Raw genomic sequence first — 21787 nt, forward strand, 5'->3', positions numbered from 1 at the left:
GTCGGCCTCGGCGCGGGCGGCGGCCATGTGGGCGCGCTCGGCCTCGGCGGCGGTCTGTTCGCGCTCGGCGAGCTCGTCGCGGGCGGCCTCCAGCCGGGCCTGGCATTCTGCGAGCTCCTCGAGCAGCTGCCGCTCCTGCTCGGCGACGGCGTCGGCGCGGGCTTCGAGCTCGTCGGGATCGGGACCGGCCGAGAAATCCGGCTCGGCGTCCAGGTGCTGGGCCCGCTCGGCGGCGATGCGCACGGTCGCGCCCACCCGCTCGGCCAGCGCGGACAGCCGGAACCAGCGCTGCTGGGCCGCGTCGGCGCGCTCGCTGAGGTCCTCGACGGCACTCTCGTGGGCGTCGAGCTCGAGGGCTCTGGCCTGCAGCCGCTCGCTGAGTTCCTCGTGTTCGCGGCGCAGCGCGGTCTCGGCCTGATTGGTGTCGTCGAACTCGGCCTTGCGGGTGACCAGATCGTCGGCGGCCAGCCGCAGCCGGGCGTCGCGCAGGTCGGCCTGGATGGTCTGGGCGCGTCGGGCCATCTCGGCTTGGCGGCCCAGCGGCTTGAGCTGGCGGCGCAGTTCGGTGGTCAGATCGGTCAGCCGCGCCAGGTTCGCCGACATCGAGTCCAGCTTGCGGACCGCCTTCTCCTTGCGCTTGCGGTGCTTGAGGACGCCCGCGGCCTCCTCGATGAACGCGCGGCGGTCCTCGGGGCGGGACTCCAGGATCTCCGAGAGCTTGCCCTGACCGACGATGACGTGCATCTCACGGCCGATGCCGGAGTCGCTGAGCAGTTCCTGGACATCCGCCAAACGGCAACGGCTGCCGTTGATCTCGTACTCGCCTGCACCGTCACGGAACATCCGCCGGGTGATCGACACCTCGGAGTACTCGATGGGCAATGCGTTGTCGGAGTTGTCGATGGTCAACGTCACCTCCGCGCGGCCCAGTGGCGCGCGCGACGAGGTGCCGGCGAAGATGACGTCCTCCATCTTGCCGCCGCGCAGCGTCTTGGCGCCCTGCTCCCCCATCACCCAGGTCAGCGCGTCGACGACGTTGGATTTGCCCGAGCCGTTGGGCCCCACCACGCAGGTGATGCCGGGTTCGAAGCGCAGAGTCGTCGGCGAGGCGAAGGACTTGAAGCCCTTCAGCGTCAGACTCTTCAGATGCATGACGCGTTACCCTACCGCCGGAGACCTCACCGCTCGGTGAAGCCCGCGATCGCGTCGGCGGGCACCCCCCAGTCGGCGATGACCTTGTCCACCTGACCAGGGGTCTTCGCCCCTTTGAGCAGGTCAAGCAGCTGTTCGCAGGCGTGCCGCGGGCCCTGGGCGACCACCTGCACCCGCCCGTCGGGTTTGTTGGCGGCGAACCCGGTGAGGCCCAGTTCGAGCGCGCGGGACCGCGTCCACCAGCGGAAACCGACTCCCTGGACCTGCCCGTGCACCCAGGCGGTCAGGCGGACGTCATTCTCGTCCAACATCTTTCACCTCAAAAGTCACTTCAGTACCACTCTTCAACGTCCGTCCCACCGTGCACACCTGGTCGATGGCGCGCTCGACCACGGTGCGCAGCCGGGTGAGCTCGTCGGCCGACAGTGCGGACAGGTCGACCTCCAGGGATTCCTGCAACAGCGGGTATCGCTCCTGGTCGCGGTCGGCGGGCCCCGACACCCTGATGGTGGCCGGGTAGTCGTCCCCGAGGCGGCGCCGCAGCGGCTGGTCGCTGGCCATGCCGCTGCAGGCGGCCAGCGCGATCTTCATCAGCTCACCCGGCGTGAAGACGCCCTCGACGTCCTCCGAGCCCACCAGCACCTCGGCGCCGCGCGTGCTTCGGCCCGTATAACGGCGCACACCGGTGCGCTCCACCCACAGTTCGGTCACGCACTATTTGTACAGCGTCCCGCGGAATAGCATTCCTGGTCGTGCTTCCGGCGCCAGGCACGACCAGGAACGCTATTCCGGGGAACTAGGTGCGGGGGCGCGGTTGGCAGCGCGGGCAGTAGTACGACGACCGGTTCATGAACTTCTCCCGCCGGATGATCGCGCCGCAGCGCCGGCACGGCTCACCCTCGCGCCCGTAGGCGTCCAGCGACCGGTCGAAGTAGCCGGACTCCCCGTTGACGTTGACATAGAGCGAGTCGAACGACGTGCCGCCCTGGGCCAGCGCATCGGTCATCACGGCCGAGGCCGCGTCCAGTAGTTCGGCGAGCTTGGCCCGCGACACCCCCGAAGCCGGCCGGGCGCCGTTGATCTTGGCCCGCCACAGCGACTCGTCGGCGTAGATGTTGCCGATCCCGGACACCACGGTCTGATCGAGCAGCAGACGCTTGATCTCGGAGTGCTTGCCCCGCAACACCTTCACCACCGCGTCCCGGTCGAAGCGCGGGTCCAACGGATCGCGCGCGATGTGCGCGACCGGGACCGGCACCGCGCTGCCGTCGACATCGACGAGGTCGGTGATCATCCAGCCACCGAACGTGCGCTGGTCGACGAAGCTCAGCGTGGTGCCGTCGTCGAGCAGCGCCGCGATCCGCAGGTGATTCTCGTTGGGCACCTGACCCAGCAGCATCTGACCGCTCATCCCCAGGTGCACGACCAGCGCCGAACCATCGTCCAGCGTCAGCCACAGGTACTTTCCCCGCCGGTCCGTGCCGGTGATCGTGGTGTCGAGGAGCCGGGCGGTCAGGTCGGCGGGCCCGGCCTCGTGCCTGCGCACGGCCCGCGGGTGGTGCACCCGCACCGCGGCGATCCTCCTGCCGGTGACGTGCTGGGCCAGCCCGCGCCGCACGACCTCCACCTCGGGAAGTTCAGGCATCGCGGTCAGTCACCGGTGAGGGCGTGCCAGGCCGCCGCGGCCGCCTTGAGCTCAGCTTCCTTCTTTGTCCGGCCCACGCCCCGGCCGTAGTCGCGCTCCCCGACCACGACGATCGCGGTGAACTCCTTGTCATGGTCGGGCCCGGTGGAGGTGACGACGTAGGCCGGCGCCCCCAGCCCCTGCGACGCGGTCAGCTCCTGCAGTGAACTCTTCCAGTCCAGCCCCGCGCCGAGGGTCGGTGCCGTGTCGAGCAATGTGGCGAACAACCGCAGAATCACCTCGCGGGCAACGGTCACACCGTGTTCGAGATAGATTGCGCCCAAAAGGGATTCGACTCCGTCGGCCAGGATGCTGGACTTGTCGGCGCCGCCGGAGGCCTCCTCACCCTTGCCGAGCAACAGATAAGCCCCCAGACCGTGTTCGGTCAGATTGCGCCCGACGTCGGCCAGCGCCTGGGTGTTGACGATGCTGGCCCGCAGCTTTGCCAGATCGCCTTCGGAGCGGTCCGGATGCCGGTGGTAGAGCTCTTCGGTGATCGTCAGCCCCAGCACCGAATCACCGAGAAACTCCAGGCGCTCGTTGGTGGGCACTCCGCCGTTCTCATAGGAGTAGCTGCGGTGGGTGAGCGCGATGGTCAGCAGCTCGGCGGGCAGCTCGATGCCGAGCGCCTCAAGCAGCAGCGCGCGGTCGGCCGTCACGAGTCGTCTCCAGCGCCTTGCTCACGAAGGTCGACGCTCTGCCCGCCCGGCTCGGCGTCCTGCTCACGGAGCTGCGCCAGCTTGGCCCACCGCGGGTCGATCTGCTCGTGGTGATGACCGGGTTCGGCGTCGGCCAACCGGACTCCGCACTCCAGGCACAATCCCTGGCAGTCCGGGGTGCAGACCGGCGAGAACGGCAGCGCCAGACCGACGGCGTCGGTGATCGGCTGCTCAAGATCGATGGTCTCGGTCCCCCGGTCGCGTCCGACCCGCGGGATCTCGTCGGCCTCGGTGGTCTCCTCGGTGGTGCTGTCGGGGTACGCGTACAGCTCCGTGAGCTCGATCTCGACCTCACCGGTGACCGGCGTCAGGCACCGCGCACACTCCCCGGAGGTCGGCGCCACCACCGTGCCGGTCACGAGCACGCCTTCCGACACCGATTGCAGCACCAGGTCCAGATGCAGCGGGGCCCCTTCGGGCACGGCGATGAGCTCCAGGCCCATCCGAGCCGGACTGGGCACCGTCTCCTGGACGGTGATCATCGAGCCCGGCCGCCGGCCGAGCCGAGAGATGTCGATTACCAGCGGCGACCGTGAACCTCGGTGCGCCACCGCCTTGACGTGCGTCGCCATGCACGTATCGTACGGTGGCCCGCCGCCGGCCTACCGGGCCGCGTAGTCGTGCGTGCCCGCCGCAGTGCGCAGCTGGTGACGTCCGCGGCCGACAGAGCGCAGCGTGCCGTTGAGGAAATCCTCGAATTCGGCGAGCTTGCTGTCGACGTAGATGTCGCACTCGCCGCGCAGCCGGTCGGCCTCCGCGTGCGCGGAGTCGATCATCCGGGTCGCCTCGGCGGTCGCGGTGGCGACCACCTCGGTCTGCGAGACAAGGCGCTGCTGCTCCTTGATGCCCTCCTGCACCGCCTTCTCGTACGCCAGGTTGCCGCTCTCGATCAACCGGTCGGCCTCGGACTTGGCGCGGCCGGTGCTGGCCTCGTACTCACGCTTGGCCGTCGCGGCCAGCCGGGCGGCTTCCTCCCGCGCCTCGCCGACCATGCGTTCGCTGTGCTGACGCGCCTCGGCGACCATGCGGTCGGCCTGCGCCTTCGCGTCGGCCAGCAGCCGGTCGGCCTCCGCCCGGGCATGGTTGACCATCGAGTCAGCTTCGGCGTTGGCGCTGGACACGGTGGACTCCGCGTGCTCCTTGGCCTCACGCAGCAGGGAGTCCCGGGCGTCCAGCACGTCCTGCGCGTCGTCGAGCTCGCCCGGGATCGCGTCCTTGATGTCGTCGATCAACTCCAGGACGTCCCCGCGCGGCACCACACAGCCTGCCGTCATCGGCACACCGCGGGCTTCTTCGACGATCGCACCCAATTCATCGAGAGCTTCGAACACTCGGTACACGGCGACACCCTCCAGGCGTAGTTGTTAGTTACCAGTGTGCCTGGTGTTACGCGTGTGACTGGGCTTCCGTCGCGGTGTGTCGCCCTACGAGTCGCGGCCAGGCTCGACCGGCATCCGTGCCCGAAATTATGTCAAGACGGCGGCGGGCCGCCCAGACCAGCACGGCGGCGGGCCGCCCAAACCAGCACGACGGCGGCCCGCCCAATCAACGCAGTGCCGCGCCGATCACGTCCCGGGCGCGGTCGAGCATCGACGCGAACGGGCCGACCGCGAAGTTGAGCTTGGCCGACTCCACCCCGGGGTGCGGGCGGGTGGGCGCGATCGCCTCGGCCGCGCGCACCGCGCCGGCCAGACTCTTGAGCTCGTCGGCGTCGAGTTCACGCTTGAGTTTCGGGAACTCCTCGGTCTCCTCGTGCTCGGCGTGTTCGAGCACGGCGTCGCGGAACTCGGTCAGCGCGGTGAGAAATTCCTCGGACCCGATGTCGAGCTTCTCCAGTGCGACCAGTTGCTCTTTGGCGGCGTGCTCCTCGCGCAGGCGGGCGTCGACGATCTCGTCGCCGGACTGGACCTCCCGCCGGACCCTCGGATGGACCACCATCTCCTCGGCGGTCTCGTGCACGGCGAGCAACTGGCGCAGATCGGTGAACGCCTTCTCGCGTGCCTTGTCCTCGGAGGCGAGCAGCACGTCGTCGAACATGTCTTTGATCAGGTTGTGCTGATCCCTGAGAAACGCGACGACGTCGTCGGTGGATTGAACGAATGTCTCGGGCACGGTAGGCACCTCCGGGGACGGGCTGCAGGAAGCCGGCGCGGGGCTGCGCGCCGGTGCCCTGTGCGTACCCGCGCCCGGGCGCCTCAACCGCGTTCGGCGAGCTTGGCCTTCAGCCGGGCGTTCACCGGGGCGGGCAACAGATCCGAGACGTCGCCGCCGAGCAGTGCGACTTCCTTGGCCAACGACGAGGACACGAACGAGTACTGCGGCGTGGTCGCGACGAAGAAGGTGTCCACGCCGGCGACGTGCCGGTTCATCTGCGCCATCTGCAGCTCGTACTCGAAGTCGGTGCCGGTGCGCAGTCCCTTGACGATCGCGGTCAGCCCGCGGTCCCTGACGAAGTCGACGATCAGGCCGCTGCCGGATTCCACGCGCAGGTTCGGCAGATGGGTGGTCGACTCCTCGATCAGCGCGATGCGCTCCTCGTGGGTGAACAGGCCGGTCTTGTTCGGGTTCACCATCACCGCGACGACGACCTCGTCGAACTGCGCCGCGGCGCGCTCGAAGACGTCGATGTGACCGAGGGTCACCGGATCGAAGGACCCCGGGCACACCGCTCCGCTCATGACGGACGACGCTAGCAGCGTTCGGCGAACTCGACGCGGGTGTCCCCGTAGCGGCGCGACCGCCACACCGACCACCCGTCGGGCCAGTCGGTCTCGGGCGCCGAAGCGGGCCGTTCCAGCACCGCCACCGTGCCCGGCGCGGTCCAGCCGCCTGCGACCAGCGCTGCGACGACCTCGTCGACCTGTGCCGCGTCCAGCTCGTAGGGCGGATCGGCCAGTACCAGGTCCACCGGTCGGGCCGCCCCGCCGGCGAGCACCGCCGTGACCGCGCCGCGACGCACGACGGCACCCTGCGCACCCAGTGCGGCGATGTTGCGTTCGATCACCGCCGCGGCCCGCGCGTCGGACTCGACGAAGATCGCCGACGCGGCGCCGCGCGACAACGCCTCCAGCCCCAGCGCGCCCGAACCCGCGTAGAGGTCGAGCACGCGCAGTCCCTGGAAGTCGACGCGCGCGCCGAGCACGTTGAACAGCGACTCGCGCACCCGATCCGTGGTGGGCCGCGTGCCGCGTCCGGAGCGCTGCTGCGGCACCGTGATCCGGCGTCCGCCGAAGGTCCCGGCGACGATCCGGGTCAGGAGGGCCCCCCGGCCGCCTCGCTCTTTCCCGCCGGGCCGATCACCGCCAGCAGATCTCCGCCCTCGACCTGCGCGGTGGTCGACACCGCGACGCGTGCCACCGTGCCCGCCTTCGGCGCCGTGATCGCGGCTTCCATCTTCATCGCCTCGATTGTCGCGATGGTCTCGCCCGCCTCGACCGTGTCGCCCTCGTCGACGCTCACGGTGACCACGCCGGCGAACGGTGCGGCCACGTGGTCCGGGTTGGTGCGGTCAGCCTTCTCGGCGACGGGCACGTCGCTGGCGATGCTGCGGTCGCGGACCACCACGGGACGCAGCTGCCCGTTGATGATGCACATGACGGTTCGCATCCCCCGCTCGTCGGCGTCGGACACCGCCTCAAGCCCGATCAGCAGTTGCACGCCGCGCTCCAGGGTGACGCGATGCTCGTCGCCGTGGCGCAGCCCGTAGAAGAACTGGTTGGCCGACAGGCTGGATGTGTCGCCGTAGAGTTCCCGGTGCGCCTCGAATTCCTTTGTCGGACCGGGGAACAGCAGCCGGTTCAACGTCGCCTGACGCTCGGGTCCCGCCTCGGCCAGCGCGCGGGTGTCTTCGGGGCTGAGTTCGGCAGGCGGCTTGGCCGGCGCGCGGCCGGCCAGCGCCTTGGACCTGAGCGGCTCGGGCCAGCCGCCGGGCGGATCGCCCAATTCGCCGCGCAGGAACCCGATCACGGAGTCCGGGATGTCGAAACGTGCAGGGTCCTCGGCGAACTCGTCGGCCGACACCCCTGCACCGACCAGCGCCAGGGCCAGGTCGCCGACGACCTTCGACGACGGCGTGACCTTGACCAGCCGGCCCAGGATCCGGTCTGCGGCCGCGTAACTGGCCTCGATCTCCTCGAACCGGTCGCCCAGGCCCAGCGCGATTGCCTGCTGGCGCAGGTTGGACAACTGCCCGCCCGGGATCTCGTGTTTGTACACCCGGCCGGTCGGGGCCGGCAGTCCGGACTCGAACGGCGCGTACACCTTTCGCAGCGCCTCCCAGTACGGCTCAAGGTCGCACACCGCCGACAACGACAGGCCGGTGTCGTACTCGGTGTGCGCGGTGGCCGCCACGATCGAACTGAGCGCGGGCTGGCTCGTCGTCCCGGCCAGCGGCGCCGACGCGCCGTCGACCGCACTGGCTCCGGCCTGCCAGGCCGCGAGGTAGGTGGCGAGCTGGCCGCCCGGGGTGTCGTGGGTGTGGACGTGCACGGGCAGGTCGAAACGGCTGCGCAGCGCGCCGACGAGCGTCGCCGCCGCCTGTGGGCGCAGCAGGCCGGCCATGTCCTTGATGGCGAGCACGTGCGCCCCCGCTTCGACGATCTGCTCGGCGAGCTTGAGGTAGTAGTCCAGGGTGTAGAGGTTCTCCGCCGGATCGGACAGATCGCCGGTGTAGGACATCGCGACCTCGGCCACCGAGGCGCCGGTCTCGCGGACGGCGTCGATCGCCGGACGCATCGAGTCGACGTTGTTGAGCGCGTCGAAGATCCGGAAGATGTCGATGCCAGTGGCGGTCGCCTCCTGGACGAACGCGTGGGTGACCGACTCCGGGTACGGCGTGTAGCCCACCGTGTTCCGCCCGCGCAGCAGCATTTGCAGGCAGATGTTGGGCACCGCCTCACGCAAGGCGGCCAGCCGCTCCCACGGATCCTCTTTGAGGAACCGCAGCGCGACGTCGTAGGTCGCGCCACCCCAGCACTCGATCGAGAGCAGCTGCGGGGTCATCCGGGCGATATAGGGCGCGACCATCAGCAGGCCGGAGGTGCGGATTCTGGTGGCCAGCAACGATTGATGGGCGTCGCGGAACGTGGTGTCGGTGACGCCGACCGCCTTGGACTCGCGCATCCAACGCGCGAACGCCTCGGGCCCGACCTCGGTGAGAAGGTGCTTGCTGCCGCGCGGCGGCATCGAGTCGAGGTCGATCTGGGGCAGCTTGTCGTGCGGGTACACCGTCGACGGGCGCGGCCCGTGCGGCTGGTTGACCGTGACCTCGGCCAGGTAGTTCAGGATCTTGGTGCCGCGGTCGGCCGGTGAGCGCGCGGTCAACAGATAGGGCCGCTCGTCGATGAACGACGTGGTGATCTTGCCGCTGCGGAAGTCCGGATCGTCGATGACCGCCTGCAGGAACGGGATGTTCGTCGAGACCCCGCGCACCCGGAACTCGGCGAGCGCCCGGTGGGCGCGCGCCACCGCGGTGTCGAAATCCCTGCCCCGGCAGGTGAGTTTGACCAGCATCGAATCGAAGTGGGCGCCGATCTCGCCGCCCAGCACCGCGCCGCCGTCCAACCGGATCCCTGCGCCGCCGGGCGAGCGGTAGGCGGTGATGCGCCCGGTGTCGGGCCGGAAGCCGTTGGCGGGATCCTCGGTGGTGATCCGGCATTGCAGCGCGAATCCCCTTGGCGCGGTGAGTGTTTCCTGGCTGAGCCCGAGATCGTCGAGCGTCTCCCCCGCCGCGATCCGCAGCTGACTGGAGACCAAGTCGACGTCGGTGATCTCCTCGGTGACCGTGTGCTCGACCTGGATGCGCGGGTTGCACTCGATGAACACGTGGTGGCCGCGCTCGTCGAGCAGGAACTCGACGGTGCCGGCGCAGGTGTAGTCGATCTCGCGGGCGAACGCCACCGCGTCGGCACAGATCTTCTGCCGCAACTCCTCCGGCAGGTTCGGGGCAGGCGCGAGCTCGATGACCTTCTGGTGGCGTCGCTGCACACTGCAGTCCCGCTCGAACAGGTGCATCACCTGGCCGCTGTGGTCGGCGAGGATCTGCACCTCGATGTGGCGGGGGTTGATCACCGCCTGCTCCAGGTAGACCTCGGGGTCCCCGAACGCCGACTCCGCCTCGCGGCTGGCCGCTTCCACCGCTTCGGCCAGCGCGGCGCGGTCGGCGACGCGGCGCATGCCGCGGCCTCCGCCCCCGGACACGGCCTTGACGAACAACGGGAACTCCATGCCGTCGGCGGCCTCGACGAGTTCCTCGACCGAGGCCGACGGCGCCGACGACGCCAGGACCGGTAGGCCCGCTTCCCGGGCTGCCTGGATGGCGCGCGCCTTGTTGCCGGTGAGCTCCAGCACCGCGGCGCTGGGACCGACGAACGTGATGCCGGCCGCGGCGCACGCGGCGGCGAGTTCCGGGTTCTCCGACAGGAAGCCGTAACCCGGGTACACCGCGTCGCATCCGGCCGCGACGGCCACCCGCATGATCTCGTCGACGGACAGGTAGGCCCGGACGGGGTGTCCGACCTCACCGATCTGGTAGGACTCGTCGGCCTTCAGCCGGTGCAGGGAGTTTCGATCCTCGTACGGATAGACCGCGACGGTCGCGATGCCCATCTCGTAGGCCGCGCGGAATGCGCGGATCGCGATCTCACCGCGGTTGGCGACAAGGACTTTGGTGATCTGACCGGCCACGGTTCACCTTAACCTCACGGCGAGGTCTCACAGCAGTCGGTTACGCACTGTGATCAGAACAGCGTGGACCAGTAGTTCCAGAACCGCTCGAGGATCAGCAGCAGCACGGCGGTGAACCACAACGTCACCAGCGACCAGCGCCAGGTGTGCAGGGTCCGGATCACGGCGTTGCCGCTGTGCTGGGGCTGGACCGCGATGGACGTCACGACCACCAGCAGCGGGATCGTCACCGCCCAGACCACCATGCAGTAGGGGCACAGCGCGCCGATGCGGTACAGACTCTGGAAGATCAGCCAGTGCACCAGCACGGTGCCCGCCAGCGTACCGATGGCCAGTCCGGCCCAGTACCAGCGCGGCAGGTTCACCTTGGCCAGCGCCAGCACGCCGGTGACGACCACGACGGTGAACCCGACGATGCCGAGCAGCGGGTTCGGGAAGCCGAAGAGCGAGGCCTGCGGGGTGATCATCACCGACCCGCATGACAGCACGGGGTTGATGCTGCAGGACGGGATGTAGTTCGGGTCGATGAGAAGCGCGATCTTCTCGATGGTGAGCGCCAGCGCCGACGCGAGCCCGGCGATACCGGCGATGAGCACCCACAGCGCGCTGCTCCGCCGAACCTCGACCGGCGCCGGCTGGTCCGGCGACGGATCGAGGTGTTCGACGGGGCCGGCCGTGGTCACGGTCATGACGCCGGGGCAGGTTGGGGTGCGGGCGGTGCCGGCTCCAGCCCGGGCACGTCGCCGACGATGTCCCTGATCTTGGCGACCAGCGCGTCGGGGGTGGTGTATTGGTAGTCCTCGCCGTTGATCCGGACCGACGGGGTGGACTTGATGCCCGTCGCCGCGGCCATGCCCGACACCATGTCGACGTAGGTGCCCTTGTCGATGCAGTCGGCCACCGCGCCTGCGGCACCCGACTGGCGGGCGGTCTCCACGAGCTGCGCGTTGTCCGGGTACACCGAGCCCATCTCACCCGGCTGCTGGGCGTACAGCGCCGCGTGGAACCGGCGGAACGCGTCGACGGATTCGTCGGCGACGCAGTAGGCCGCGCCGCCCGCGCGGGACGGGTAGTTCTTGTTCTGGGGCCGGTCCAGGATGCCGACCATGTAGTAGTCGGCCGCGATGGCGCCGGAGTCGACGAGCTTGCTGATCGTCGGGCCGAACTGCTGCTCGAACGCGCCGCAGTGCGGGCAGAGGAAGTCCTCGTAGACGCTGAGCACCGCTTTGGGCTCGTCGGTGCCGTCCTTCTTGATCACGCTGGTCGACTCGACCCGGATGGCGCGCGACTCGCCTGCGGTGGGCTTGTCGTCGGCCGAGAGCACGATGTAGAGCACCAAGGTGACCGCGAAGATGACGACGACCGCGGTCAGACCGATCTGGATGAACAGGTTGCGCTTACGGTCTGCTGCCTTCAGGTCGTAGCGCGCGTTCTTCTTGGGTTTGGTGGCCACGGGTGACAGCGTACCGGCGCGGCTCAGCGGGCCTGACCGGCGCGGGTCAGATGCGCGCGCATCGCCGAGATGACGTCGGCGGTGGCCGTGGCGGCGGCACCCCCGAGCGGGAAGAAGTTCGCGAAGCCGTGGATCAGCGAGCCGTACTCGCGGTAGTCGACCGCGGTGCCGGCGGTGCGCAGCGCCTCGGCGTACTGCCTGCCCTCGTCGCGCAGCGGGTCAAATCCGGCGGTCACCAGCAGCGCCGGCGGCAGCCCGGACAGGTCCCCGGCGCGCAGCGGCGACACCCGCGGGTCGGTGCCGTCGAGCTCGGAGGGCCCGACGAACCGCTCACTGAACCAGTCCATGTCGTGCCTGGTGAGGAAGAAGCCGCGGCTGAACAGGGTCTTGGACCGGGTCTCCCCCTGGTAGTCGGTGACCGGGTAGAGCAGCAGTTGCAGTGCAGGCGGCGGGGATTTCTCGTCGCGCGCCCGGATCGCGACCAGCGCGGCAAGGTTGCCTCCCGCGCTGTCGCCGCCGACGGCCACGCGGTGCGGGTCGGCGCCCAGTTCGGCGGCGTGCTCGCGCGCCCACAGGTATGCCGCGTAGGCGTCCACGGCGCCGGCCGGCGCCGGGTGTTCGGGCGCCAGGCGGTAGTCCACGGACAGCACGTGGACCTCGCCGCGGCGGCAGATCTCCCGGCACAGGTCGTCGTGGCTCTCGATACTGCCGATCACGTGTCCGCCGCCGTGGAAGAACACCAGCAGCGGCGCCGCGGGCGCATCGGTGCGGTAGTGCCGGGCCCGGCGCGGACCGGCGCCGCCGGGGACGGTGAGGTCGGTCACCCCGGACACCGTGATGCCCACCTTGAAGCTGCCTGACAGAAGGTCCAGCTGGGCGCGCGCCGTGACGTAGTCGTCGTCGGCGACCAGACCGTCCAGGCCGAGCACCCGCTGACCGGCGAGCATCAACTGCATGGTGGTGTCCAGCGTGTTGCCGTCGATCGTCGTGGCCCGTCCACCCAGCAGAAGCCGTTTCACCGGGTCAGGGATGTGACGCATGCCGCGCAGCGTGAGACCCGCCGTCTTGTTCGCCAGCACGTCGGCCAGGCCGACGTCGCGACGTACCGGCTGCTGCGCGGATCGTTCGGGCGTGCGGTCCGCCACGGTTTCGGTCACGGTTGCTCCTCGGGGTGGCGCTGATTAGGCCGGTGTAGTTGGCGGCAATATAGTCGTCGCCAGCATTCCACTTCAGAAAAGAAGGTGACATGACGTCGGCGGCAGCTATACCCACCGTCACACTCAACGACGACAACACCATGCCGGTCATCGGTTTCGGTGTGGGTGAGTTGTCTGAGGCCGAGGCCGAGCAGTCCGCGCTCGCGGCGTTGGAGGCCGGTTACCGGCTGATCGACACCGCGGCCGCGTACGGCAACGAGGCGGCCGTCGGGCGCGCCATCGTCCGGTCCGGTGTGGCGCGCGAGGACCTGTTCATCACCACCAAGCTCGCGGCCGAGGATCTGGGTTTCCAGTCCTCGCAGGACAACCTGCGCGCGAGCCTGGAGCGGCTGGGCTTGGAGTACGTGGACCTGTACCTGATCCACTGGCCCGCCGGCCAGGAGGGCAAGTACGTGGACAGCTGGGGCGGGATGATGAGGTCCAAGGAGGTCGGACTCACCCGCTCGATCGGGGTGAGCAACTTCGCCCCCCACCATCTCGACGACGTGATCAGCCTGTCGTTCTTCACCCCCGCGATCAATCAGATCGAGTTGCATCCGCTGCTCAACCAGGCCGAACTGCGGGCCTTCGACGCCGAGCACGGCGTCGTCACCGCGGCGTACGGACCGTTCGGAGCAGGCCACCTGCTGACCAATGCCGCGGTCACCGAGATCGCCGCCGCGCAGGGCAGGACGCCGGCTCAGGTGCTGCTGCGCTGGAGCCTGCAGCTGGGCAACGTGGTGCTCGCGCATGCGACGGACCCGGAGCAGATCGCCGAGAACCTCGACGTGTTCGGCTTCGAACTCACCGACGAGCAGATGGCGACGCTGAACGGACTCGACGAGGGCACCCGGTTCGGTCCGGACCCCGAGACCTACGCGGCCTCCTGAAGTAATGCCGGCGAAGCCTTCGCCGAGGCTCTACTAGGTGTTGTAGTAGAGCAGCGGTAGGGTCCCCGTATGCCGACGCCGAAGACGCGTGCCCGATGGGTGCGTGGCGTCCTCGTCGGAGCGTCCTCGGCGGTGGTGACCGTCGGGGCCCACCTCGCTGCCGGCGGCGGCCTGCCTCACGGCGCTGCGCTGGTGCTGGCCCTGACGCTGTGCGCGACGGTGGCATCTCTGCTCGCCCGGGTGCGCCTCGAGAGCCGCGGGGCACGGTGGATCGCCACCACCGCGGCGCTGGGCGCCGCCCAGGGGCTGGGTCACCTCGCGCTGACGGTGACCGGCCACCACCACGGCGACGGACTCGTGCCGGGCCCGTCGATGACCGCGATGCATCTCGGCGCCGCCGTGGTGCTCGGTGGGGCCATCGCCGCGGCTGAATACCTTTACGTCGTCTGTTCTTCGGTGCTGTGCTGGCTGCGACTCTTCGCCCGGCGCGCACCTCGCCCCACCGCCAGGATTCGCCGCCGGATCACCAAAGTGGTTGTGGCCCGGCCTGTTCTGGCTACCGGGTTGGGGATGCGGGCTCCCCCGCGCACCGCTGTGACCGCCTGACGGTCCCCTCTTCTCACCCAATCTCCTGTTGCCGCGGCACCGTGCTGCGGTCTTTCGCGCGCCGGGCCGCGCGCTGCCGCGCGCCGCCGTTGCGCCCCGTACTGCGACGACCTGCAAAGGCCTCATCCATGACCCATCCCGAGAAGACCCATCCCGAGAACACCCTCGACCCACCCGCTGATCTCGCCGTGCCACAGTCGGTTCCGAGACACCGGTGGCGCCCGTTCGCCGTCCGACTGCACTTCTACGCCGGTGTCCTGGTGGCGCCGCTGCTCGTCGTGGCCGCGGTCACCGGCGGCCTGTACGCGCTGGCCCCGACCGTGGAGCGGTTCGTCTACCGCGACCTGCTGTTCGTCGACGGCCGGGGGCCGATGCTGCCGCTCGGCGATCAATCGGCCGCGGCGCGGGCTGCGTTCCCCGGCCTGGCGTTGGCCGGGATGCGGCCGGCACCGTCGCCGGGCGAGTCCACCCGGGTCTATCTCACCGATCCCGCGCTGGGCGAGGAGTTGCGGCGCGCGGTGTTCGTCGACCCGCACACCGGCATCGTGCTGGGCGACGAGCCCACGTGGCTGGGCTATCTACCGTTCAGCACCTGGCTGGACGGACTGCACCGCCATCTCAACCTCGGTGAGCCGGGCCGGATCTACAGTGAGCTCGCCGCGTCCTGGCTGTGGGTGGTGGCGCTGGGCGGCCTGTGCCTGTGGGTGGCCAAGGCTGCCGGGGACCGCAGGCGTGGTCGCGCCGGCCGGATCCTGACGGTGGACCGCGGCGCCGGCGGCAGGGCTCGCACCCTGAACCGGCACGGCGCCATCGGGGTGTGGCTGCTGGCCGGCCTGCTGTTCCTGTCCGCGACCGGCATCACGTGGTCCACCTACGCCGGGGCACACGTCAGCGACCTCCGGTCGGCGATGAACTGGCAACGCCCACAACTGGACAGCGCACTCGCCGGCACCGATGCACACTCAGGGCACGACGCAGCCGGCGGTGGGGACGCGGCACCGGGCTCGGTGGACTACGACGCGGTGCTCGACGCCGCGGAGGGCGCGGGAGTTCAGCTGCCGGTGGAGATCAGCGTTCCGGGCGAACCGGGCCAGGCGGTCACGGTGACCGAGCTCGACCATCCGTACCGGTGGACCACCGACGCCGCCGCGGTCGACCCCGCCGACGGCACGGTCGTCGCAACGCTCGACTACTGGCGCGACTACTCGCCGATGGCCAAGTTGGCCGACTGGGGCATCCGGGCACACATGGGTTTCCTGTTCGGGATGCTCAACCAGCTGCTGCTGCTCGGTATCGCGGTGGGGCTGCTCACCCTGATCGCCCACGGCTACCGAATGTGGTGGCAGCGCAGGCCGCTCCGCGGCTCACGCCGGGCGGTCGGCCGGGCGCCGGCCCGTGGCGCGCTGAAGTCACTGCCACGGCTCGCAGTCGCCGGTATCGCCGCGGCCGCGGTCGCGGTCGGCTGGTTCCTCCCGCTGCTCGGCGTGACGCTGGCGGCGTTCCTGATCATCGATGTCATCGTGGGTTCGATCAACCACCGGAAGGCGGAATCTCGTGTCTAGCAAGAAGTTCTACGCTCTCATCCTGCTGCTTGCCGCAGCGCTGTCGGCGTGCGGGACCCCGGCACAGGAGGACGGCACGTCGATGGCGTCGTCCGTGACGTTCGAAAGTCCTTGGGCCCGCGCGACGGACTCGGCGATGACGGCGGTGTTCGGCACGCTCGCCGCCACCGGCGACCGCGACGTTCACCTCGTCGGCGCGACCTCGCCCGCGGCCGGGCGGGTGGAGATCCACGAGATCGCCCGGGGCGCAGGCGGGGTGAACACCATGCAGGCGAAGGCCGGGGGCATCACGGTCCCACCGGGCGGCAGTCACGAACTGGCTCCCGGCGGTGATCACCTGATGTTGATGGAGCTCACGGCGCCGTTGCGGCCCGGCGGCGACGTCGAGGTGACCCTGGCGTTCGAGGACGGATCGACGTTGCCGGTCACCGCGCAGGTCCGCGACTTCGCCGGTGGCGACGAAGAGTATTCCGGCGACCGCCACGGTCATGGCTGACGGGCCGCGCCGACTGCAGGTCACCAGGCGGCGCCTCCTGACCGGGGGCGCCGCGCTGGCGGCCGGCGCATCGCTGACCCAGTGCGCGCGCAGCGATTCTGCCGACACTGCCGGCGGTTTCGGGGCCGACACCGAGCCGTTCCACGGGGCGCACCAGGCAGGTGTGCGCACCGCACCGCAGGCGCACGCGTTGTTCGTCGCACTGGATCTGACGCCGAGCGCAGGGCGTGGTCCCCGGGAGACCCTGTCGGCGATCCTGAAGCTCTGGAGCGCGGACGCGCAGCGGCTGACCCAGGGCCGTCCGGCGGTGGCCGACACCGAACCCGAGCTGGCCCACCGGCCCGCCCGACTCACCGTGACCGTCGGCATCGGTCCCGGCGCCTTCGGGAAAACCGGACTGGCCGAACGTCTCCCGCATTCGGTGGCCGAGTTGCCGGCATTCGCCAACGATCACCTCGAACCGCGATGGTGCGGCGGTGACCTTCTGCTGCAGATCTGCGCCGACGATCCGATCGTCGTCTCGCACACGGCACGGGTCCTGCTCAAGAACGTCCGCACCCTGGCGGTGCAGCGCTGGCGTCAGGCGGGATTCCGCCCGGCGCGCGACGCCGACACCTCCGGCGCCACGATGCGCAATCTGATGGGGCAGATCGACGGGACGGTCAATCTGCGCGACGACGGCGAATTCGATCGGCACGTGTGGGACGACGGTTCGGACCAGCCGTGGTTCTCCGGTGGGACGGTGCTGGTGCTGCGCCGGATCCGCACCGAACTGGACACCTGGGACGAACTCGACCGCACCAGCAAGGAACTGACCGTCGGGCGACGGCTGGACACCGGCGCGCCGCTGACCGGAGAGCACGAGTTCGACGAACCCGATCTGGCGGCGACCGAGAACGGCATCCCGGTGATTCCGCCCAATTCGCATGTCGCACTGGCCCGGCACCGCTCCGACGACGAACAGTTCCTGCGGCGGGCCTACAACTACGACGAACCACCGGAGACGGGCACCACCGATGCCGGGCTGATCTTCGCGACCTACCAACGCGATCCGGGCCGCCAGTTCGTGCCGGTGCAACGCCGGCTCGCCGACGCCGACGCGCTCAACCCGTGGATCACGACCATCGGCTCGGCGGTGTTCGCGGTGCTGCCGGGGACCGAGCAGGGCGGCTACCTCGGGCAGGGGCTGCTGGAGTGAGCGTGCGCCTCAGCCGCGCGGGCAGGTGTCGGCGGCCTCGCGCAGCACTGGCACCGATGGCGCGTCCACGGGCAGGCCGTACCCGCGCAGCACCGCGATGAACTGGATCGCGTACTGGCAGTGGAACGCGTCGTTCGGCGGCATCCAGGCCGCCGGCGGCTTGTCCCCCTTGTCCTGGTTGGCGCCGCCGGACACGGCGATCAGGTTGGCCGGGTCGTTGGCGAAGCGCTCCCGTATGTCCTCGGGCCAGTGCCGGGCGCCGAGGTCCCACGCCAGCGCCAGCGGCACGATGTGATCGATCTGCACCGCGGCGCCGGTCTGGTTGCCGCGCACGAACGGCACGGTGGCGTTGGTGTACGGATCGCGCAACGTGCCGGTGGCCACGGCCCGCGGGCACCGCGAGATCGCCACGTAGGTCTTGTCGATCAGGTCACGGTCGAGGATGTCGTTGCGGGTGTCGCAGCCGTTGCGCCCGCCCGGCGCGCTGGTGTCATCGGTCCACGACTCCCCGAAAGCCGCTCGACGGTAGTCGTTTCCGCGGACCCGGGCCGGGATCTCGATGACCCCGGCGAGCACGTCGGCGGCCGGCGCCACGGTCGGGATGTCGGCGTCGGCGATGTACTCCGACGGGGCCGGGGAGGTCGCACTAACCTGGTAGGCGACGATGACCGCCAGCAGCACCGACAGGGCGAGCCACAGCGTCTGTCGCCGGTTCACGACATGTCCAGGAACTGCACCCGGTCGGTGTCGGTGAACGGCGCCGACAGCGTCGCCATGCCGCGGTCGACGGGGTCGGACGCGTACACGGTCTCGCACAGTTCCCTGGCCGCCAGGATGATCTCGAGGTGCTCGGCCAGCGACAGGAACTTCAACGTGATGGGTCGGCCGGACTGGTAGTAGCCCAGCACGTCTCCCTCGCTGCGCTCCCGCAGATCCAGATCGGCCAGCTCGAACCCGTCGAGCGTGCCCGCCACCGCGGTCAGCCGCTGCCCGGCTTTGGAGTGCGGCGGCAGCCGGGTGACCAACAGACACAGGCTGGGGTGCTCACCGCGCCCGATCCGGCCCCGCAACTGGTGCAGCTGGCTGATGCCGAAACGGTCGGCGTCCATCACCACCATCACCGTGGCATTCGGCACGTCGACGCCGACCTCGATCACCGTCGTGCACACCAGCACGTCGATCTCGCCGCGCCGGAACGCGGTCATCACCGCGTCCTTCTCCTCGCCCGACAGCCGCCCGTGCATCAGCCCCAGCCGCAGCTCGGCCAGCGGTCCGCGCTGCAGCCGTTCCAGCATCTCCACCACGGTGACCGGCGGCGGCCCCGCCTCGCCGGTGTCCTTCTTGGCCTTCTTGGCCTTGGCGCCCTTCTTGTCGTCGTCGGCGGGCTTGTCGTCCTCGTCGATGCGCGACGCGACGACGTAGGCCTGCCTGCCGGCAGCCACCTCCTCGGCGATCCGGTTCCACGCGCGATCCAGCCAGGCCGGCTTCTCGGTCTGGAAGATCGTGTTGGTGGCGATCGGTTGGCGGCCGCGGGGTAGTTCCCGCAAGGTGGAGGTCTCCAGGTCGCCGTAGTAGGTCAGCGCCACCGTCCGTGGAATCGGGGTCGCCGTCATCACCAGCAGGTGCGGGGTGATCCCCGCACGGGACTTGGCGCGCAAGCGGTCTCGCTGCTCCACGCCGAAGCGGTGCTGCTCGTCGACGACGACCATCCCGAGGTTGTCGAACTCCACGGCGTCCTGCAGCAGCGCATGTGTGCCGATCACGATGCCCGCCTCCCCCGAGGCGACCTCCCTTCGGGCGTACCGCTTCTGCGCCGCGCTCATCGATCCCGTGAGCAGCGCCACCCGGGTCGCGTTGTCGGCCCCGCCCAGCTCCCCCGCGCCGGCCAGCGGGCCGAGCATCGCCCGCATCGACAAAGCATGCTGTGCGGCAAGCACTTCCGTGGGCGCCAACAGCGCACACTGATAACCGGCATCGATCATCTGCAGCATCGCCAGCAGTGACACGACCGTCTTGCCGGAGCCGACCTCACCCTGCAGCATCCGGTTCATCGGCCGGGTCGCCTCCAGCTCGGCCGAGATCACCTCCAGCACGTCCTGCTGCCCGGCGGTGAGCTCGAACGGCAACCGGTCCATCATGGCGGCCATCAGCCCGTCGGGGCGGCGCCGGCCCGGCGGCCCCGAGGCGCTCAGCTCACCGTGACGTCGCGCCACCAGGCCCCACTGCAGTCCGATCGCCTCGTCGAAGGTCAGGCGTTCGATCGCGCGTGCGCGTTCCTCGGCGTTCTCGCTGAGGTGGACCGCGCGCAGCGCCTCGTCCTCACCCATCAAATCGTGTTCGCGCACAAACCATTCCGGCAGCGGCTCGGGCACCGGGTCCAACACGGCCAACATCTGGCGCACACATGCGTAGATGTCCCAGGTCTGCACTTTGGCGGTGGCGCCGTAGATCGGGAAGAAGTCCTTCTCGAACTCGGCGAGCAGGTCGTCGCCGGTGGCGGCGCTGGCCGACGCGATCGACGTCAACGACTTGGTGCCGACGGTCCTGCCGGACTCCGAGTCGAGCACCATGAACGCCGGGTGCGTCAGCTGCATGGTCCTGCGGAAGTAGCCGACCTCGCCCGAGAGCATCACCTTCGTGCCTTCGACGAGCGTCTTCTTCAGATACCGGGGGTTGAAGAAGGTCGCCGTGACCTTGGGCCGCCGGTCGCGCAGCGTGACGACCATGAACTCGCGCGACGGCTGCCGGGTGGCGCGCTTGAGTTCCACCTTCTCGATCACGTCGACGAACGTGACGTGCTCGCCCTCTTCGAGGTCGAGTTCCTCCCCTTCACCGCGGACGGTCATCGCGTCGCTGTACTTGCGGGGGAAGTAGCGCAGCAGATCGTTGACCGTGCGCAGGCCGAGATGCTCCTCGAGTGGGTCTGCGGCCTTCTTGCCGATCACGAAGTCCAGGCGGTCGTCGAGTCGGGCCATCTCACTCGACCCCGATGATCAGCGCGTCGACTCGGTGGCCGGTGTGGAAGGCGACCATGTCGGTGCCCGGGTGACTGCGGTGTACGTGGGCGGTCAGCGCCTCGGTGATGTCCTGGCCGACCCCGTCGCCGGTCAGCACCGTCACCAGCTCGCCACCGGCGGCCAGCAGCAGGTCGATCAGCCCGGCCCCGGCCGCGGTGACGTCCTCGGCGACGATGACGACCTCGTCGCCGGAGATGCCGAGGCCGTCGCCGGGCTTACAGGTGCCCGCCCAGGTCAACGCCTCCTCGGTGGCGAGCCGGACCGAGCCGTACCGGGCGCCCGCGGCCGCCCGGGCCATCGTGTAGCCGTCGTCGATCAGCCGGCGGTCGGGATCGTGGACCGCCAGCGCGGCCAGGCCCTGCACCATCGACCCGCTCGGCACCGGCACCATGACGATTCCCCAGTCGGAGGCCGCCGCGCACCCGGCGACGATCTCCTCGGCGGCGACGTAGCCGTTGGGCAACACCATCACCTGGGCGGCGCCGGTGTGAACCAGCGCGTGCACCAGCTGCTGGGCGCTGACCGGCACGTCCGGCTGCGGACGCAGCACCTCGGCGCCCTCCCCGGTGAACAGGCTCTCGGCGCCGTCGCCGTCGACGACCGCCAGCACCGCGCGCTGCCTGCTCCAGCTACCGGCGGCAGGCCGATCGGCGCCCCCGGCCAGCGAGGTGATCTGGATCTGGCTCACGGTGCCCAGCGTGAGCCCGGCCTCGACGGCGGCGCCCGCGTCGTCGGCGTGCACGTGGACGGAGTAGTGCCCCGGGCCTGCGCCCTCCGCGAAGCCGGAGGCCGCGATCGCGACCGAGTCGCCCAGTTCGGCGAGCCGGGCGCGGAGTCGCTCGATGTTCTCGGGCGCACAGTCGCCCAGCAGGTACATCACCTCGAAGCCGGGGCCGGGGTGCGCCGCCGGCGCCACCGGGGCGACCTTGGGCGAGGGCTGGTACACCGGGCGCGGCGGCGCCTGACCGGTCAGCGTGGTGCACAGGGCGTCGAGCAGCACGAGCAGGCCACGGCCGCCGGCATCGACGACTCCAGCCGCGGCCAGCACGTCGAGTTGGGTGGGGGTGCGGTCCAGGGCCGCGCCTGCGGCCTGCGCGCATGCGCCGACGACGGCGGCCAGCTCGCCCTGC

22 protein-coding genes are annotated in these 21787 nt (G+C 70.0%); 5 read left to right on the forward strand and 17 right to left on the reverse strand.

Features of this window, described 5'->3' with window-relative positions:
• The 14 genes from MVA01S_RS19165 to MVA01S_RS19230 form a co-directional block, all read right to left on the reverse strand.
• Nucleotides 1-1152 (reverse strand): chromosome segregation SMC family protein (locus MVA01S_RS19165; RefSeq protein ID WP_159426335.1); only part of this gene is annotated, 1152 nt, incomplete at its 3' end.
• A gap of 26 nt (nucleotides 1153-1178) precedes the next feature.
• Nucleotides 1179-1463: an acylphosphatase gene (locus MVA01S_RS19170; protein ID WP_040540047.1), complete on the reverse strand. Its 285-nt coding sequence runs from the start codon at nucleotides 1461-1463 to the stop codon at nucleotides 1179-1181.
• Nucleotides 1447-1863, reverse strand: coding sequence for an OsmC family protein (locus tag MVA01S_RS19175; protein WP_003928644.1), 417 nt, complete (start codon nucleotides 1861-1863; stop codon nucleotides 1447-1449). Before MVA01S_RS19175 ends, MVA01S_RS19170 begins: the two co-directional genes overlap by 17 nt.
• An 85-nt stretch (nucleotides 1864-1948) precedes the next feature.
• Entirely contained in the window at nucleotides 1949-2797 is an 849-nt protein-coding gene (mutM, locus tag MVA01S_RS19180; RefSeq protein WP_003928645.1) for a bifunctional DNA-formamidopyrimidine glycosylase/DNA-(apurinic or apyrimidinic site) lyase, read from the reverse strand.
• 5 nt (nucleotides 2798-2802) lie between these two features.
• A complete protein-coding gene (gene rnc, locus MVA01S_RS19185; protein ID WP_003928646.1) occupies nucleotides 2803-3495 on the reverse strand; it encodes a ribonuclease III in 693 nt (230 codons plus the stop codon).
• Entirely contained in the window at nucleotides 3492-4127 is a 636-nt protein-coding gene (locus MVA01S_RS19190) for a YceD family protein (RefSeq protein WP_003928647.1), read from the reverse strand. Before MVA01S_RS19190 ends, rnc begins: the two co-directional genes overlap by 4 nt.
• 30 nt (nucleotides 4128-4157) lie before the next feature.
• Complete coding sequence (gene sepIVA / locus MVA01S_RS19195) at nucleotides 4158-4895, reverse strand: cell division protein SepIVA (protein WP_003928648.1); 738 nt, start codon at nucleotides 4893-4895, stop codon at nucleotides 4158-4160.
• Between the two features lie 205 nt (nucleotides 4896-5100).
• Nucleotides 5101-5667, reverse strand: coding sequence for a hemerythrin domain-containing protein (locus MVA01S_RS19200; protein WP_003928649.1), 567 nt, complete (start codon nucleotides 5665-5667; stop codon nucleotides 5101-5103).
• Between the two features lie 83 nt (nucleotides 5668-5750).
• Nucleotides 5751-6233, reverse strand: a complete 483-nt coding sequence (gene coaD, locus MVA01S_RS19205) for a pantetheine-phosphate adenylyltransferase (protein WP_003928650.1) — start codon at nucleotides 6231-6233, stop codon at nucleotides 5751-5753.
• Between the two features lie 11 nt (nucleotides 6234-6244).
• A complete protein-coding gene (gene rsmD / locus MVA01S_RS19210; protein WP_081528958.1) occupies nucleotides 6245-6811 on the reverse strand; it encodes a 16S rRNA (guanine(966)-N(2))-methyltransferase RsmD in 567 nt (188 codons plus the stop codon).
• The gene (locus MVA01S_RS19215; protein ID WP_003928652.1) at nucleotides 6808-10239 is read right to left on the reverse strand and encodes a pyruvate carboxylase; all 3432 of its coding nucleotides are present in this window, start codon (nucleotides 10237-10239) and stop codon (nucleotides 6808-6810) included. The genes rsmD and MVA01S_RS19215 overlap by 4 nt, the downstream gene beginning before the upstream one ends.
• A 53-nt stretch (nucleotides 10240-10292) precedes the next feature.
• Nucleotides 10293-10928 carry a vitamin K epoxide reductase family protein gene (locus tag MVA01S_RS19220; RefSeq protein WP_003928653.1) on the reverse strand — a complete coding sequence of 212 codons (636 nt, stop codon included), beginning with the start codon at nucleotides 10926-10928 and terminating at the stop codon, nucleotides 10293-10295.
• The gene (locus tag MVA01S_RS19225) at nucleotides 10925-11692 is read right to left on the reverse strand and encodes a DsbA family protein (protein WP_003928654.1); all 768 of its coding nucleotides are present in this window, start codon (nucleotides 11690-11692) and stop codon (nucleotides 10925-10927) included. Before MVA01S_RS19225 ends, MVA01S_RS19220 begins: the two co-directional genes overlap by 4 nt.
• Nucleotides 11693-11715: 23 nt before the next feature.
• The gene (locus MVA01S_RS19230) at nucleotides 11716-12849 is read right to left on the reverse strand and encodes an alpha/beta hydrolase (protein WP_003928655.1); all 1134 of its coding nucleotides are present in this window, start codon (nucleotides 12847-12849) and stop codon (nucleotides 11716-11718) included.
• Nucleotides 12850-12938: 89 nt separating this feature from the next.
• Here MVA01S_RS19230 and MVA01S_RS19235 point away from each other — a divergent pair, with 89 nt between their 5' ends.
• The 5 genes from MVA01S_RS19235 (at nucleotide 12939) to MVA01S_RS19255 (ending at nucleotide 17640) form a co-directional block, all read left to right on the forward strand.
• Complete coding sequence (locus MVA01S_RS19235) at nucleotides 12939-13778, forward strand: aldo/keto reductase (RefSeq protein WP_003928656.1); 840 nt, start codon at nucleotides 12939-12941, stop codon at nucleotides 13776-13778.
• A gap of 69 nt (nucleotides 13779-13847) precedes the next feature.
• Nucleotides 13848-14384, forward strand: coding sequence for a hypothetical protein (locus tag MVA01S_RS19240; RefSeq protein WP_003928657.1), 537 nt, complete (start codon nucleotides 13848-13850; stop codon nucleotides 14382-14384).
• Nucleotides 14385-14512: 128 nt separating this feature from the next.
• Nucleotides 14513-15946, forward strand: a complete 1434-nt coding sequence (locus tag MVA01S_RS19245; RefSeq protein WP_003928658.1) for a PepSY-associated TM helix domain-containing protein — start codon at nucleotides 14513-14515, stop codon at nucleotides 15944-15946.
• Entirely contained in the window at nucleotides 15939-16442 is a 504-nt protein-coding gene (locus MVA01S_RS19250) for a copper chaperone PCu(A)C (protein ID WP_003928659.1), read from the forward strand. The genes MVA01S_RS19245 and MVA01S_RS19250 overlap by 8 nt, the downstream gene beginning before the upstream one ends.
• A complete protein-coding gene (locus MVA01S_RS19255; protein WP_003928660.1) occupies nucleotides 16435-17640 on the forward strand; it encodes a Dyp-type peroxidase in 1206 nt (401 codons plus the stop codon). Before MVA01S_RS19250 ends, MVA01S_RS19255 begins: the two co-directional genes overlap by 8 nt.
• Before the next feature lie 9 nt (nucleotides 17641-17649).
• On the opposite strand, the gene MVA01S_RS19260 is transcribed toward MVA01S_RS19255, so the two are convergent.
• The 3 genes from MVA01S_RS19260 to MVA01S_RS19270 form a co-directional block, all read right to left on the reverse strand.
• On the reverse strand, nucleotides 17650-18357 hold the full coding sequence (locus MVA01S_RS19260) for an HNH endonuclease family protein (protein WP_003928661.1): 708 nt from the start codon (nucleotides 18355-18357) through the stop codon (nucleotides 17650-17652).
• The gene (gene recG / locus MVA01S_RS19265) at nucleotides 18354-20615 is read right to left on the reverse strand and encodes an ATP-dependent DNA helicase RecG (RefSeq protein ID WP_003928662.1); all 2262 of its coding nucleotides are present in this window, start codon (nucleotides 20613-20615) and stop codon (nucleotides 18354-18356) included. Before recG ends, MVA01S_RS19260 begins: the two co-directional genes overlap by 4 nt.
• A 1-nt stretch (nucleotide 20616) precedes the next feature.
• On the reverse strand, nucleotides 20617-21787 hold a 1171-nt coding region (locus tag MVA01S_RS19270), incomplete at its 5' end, for a fatty acid kinase subunit FakA-related protein (RefSeq protein WP_060941669.1).

Origin of the sequence: Mycolicibacterium vaccae NBRC 14118 = CIP 105934 (genome assembly GCF_001552715.1) — a bacterium.
GTDB lineage: Bacteria > Actinomycetota > Actinomycetes > Mycobacteriales > Mycobacteriaceae > Mycobacterium > Mycobacterium vaccae.

What these genes read in the sequence shown, in the direction of transcription:
- MVA01S_RS19170 (WP_040540047.1), bottom strand. Translation starts at nt 1,463, where the DNA reads ATGTTGGACGAGAATGACGTCCGCCTGACCGCCTGGGTGCACGGGCAG.
- mutM (WP_003928645.1), bottom strand. Translation starts at nt 2,797, where the DNA reads ATGCCTGAACTTCCCGAGGTGGAGGTCGTGCGGCGCGGGCTGGCCCAG.
- MVA01S_RS19190 (WP_003928647.1), bottom strand. Translation starts at nt 4,127, where the DNA reads ATGGCGACGCACGTCAAGGCGGTGGCGCACCGAGGTTCACGGTCGCCG.
- coaD (WP_003928650.1), bottom strand. Translation starts at nt 6,233, where the DNA reads ATGAGCGGAGCGGTGTGCCCGGGGTCCTTCGATCCGGTGACCCTCGGT.
- MVA01S_RS19220 (WP_003928653.1), bottom strand. Translation starts at nt 10,928, where the DNA reads ATGACCGTGACCACGGCCGGCCCCGTCGAACACCTCGATCCGTCGCCG.
- MVA01S_RS19235 (WP_003928656.1), top strand. Translation starts at nt 12,939, where the DNA reads ATGACGTCGGCGGCAGCTATACCCACCGTCACACTCAACGACGACAAC.
- MVA01S_RS19240 (WP_003928657.1), top strand. Translation starts at nt 13,848, where the DNA reads ATGCCGACGCCGAAGACGCGTGCCCGATGGGTGCGTGGCGTCCTCGTC.
- MVA01S_RS19245 (WP_003928658.1), top strand. Translation starts at nt 14,513, where the DNA reads ATGACCCATCCCGAGAAGACCCATCCCGAGAACACCCTCGACCCACCC.
- MVA01S_RS19255 (WP_003928660.1), top strand. Translation starts at nt 16,435, where the DNA reads ATGGCTGACGGGCCGCGCCGACTGCAGGTCACCAGGCGGCGCCTCCTG.
- recG (WP_003928662.1), bottom strand. Translation starts at nt 20,615, where the DNA reads ATGGCCCGACTCGACGACCGCCTGGACTTCGTGATCGGCAAGAAGGCC.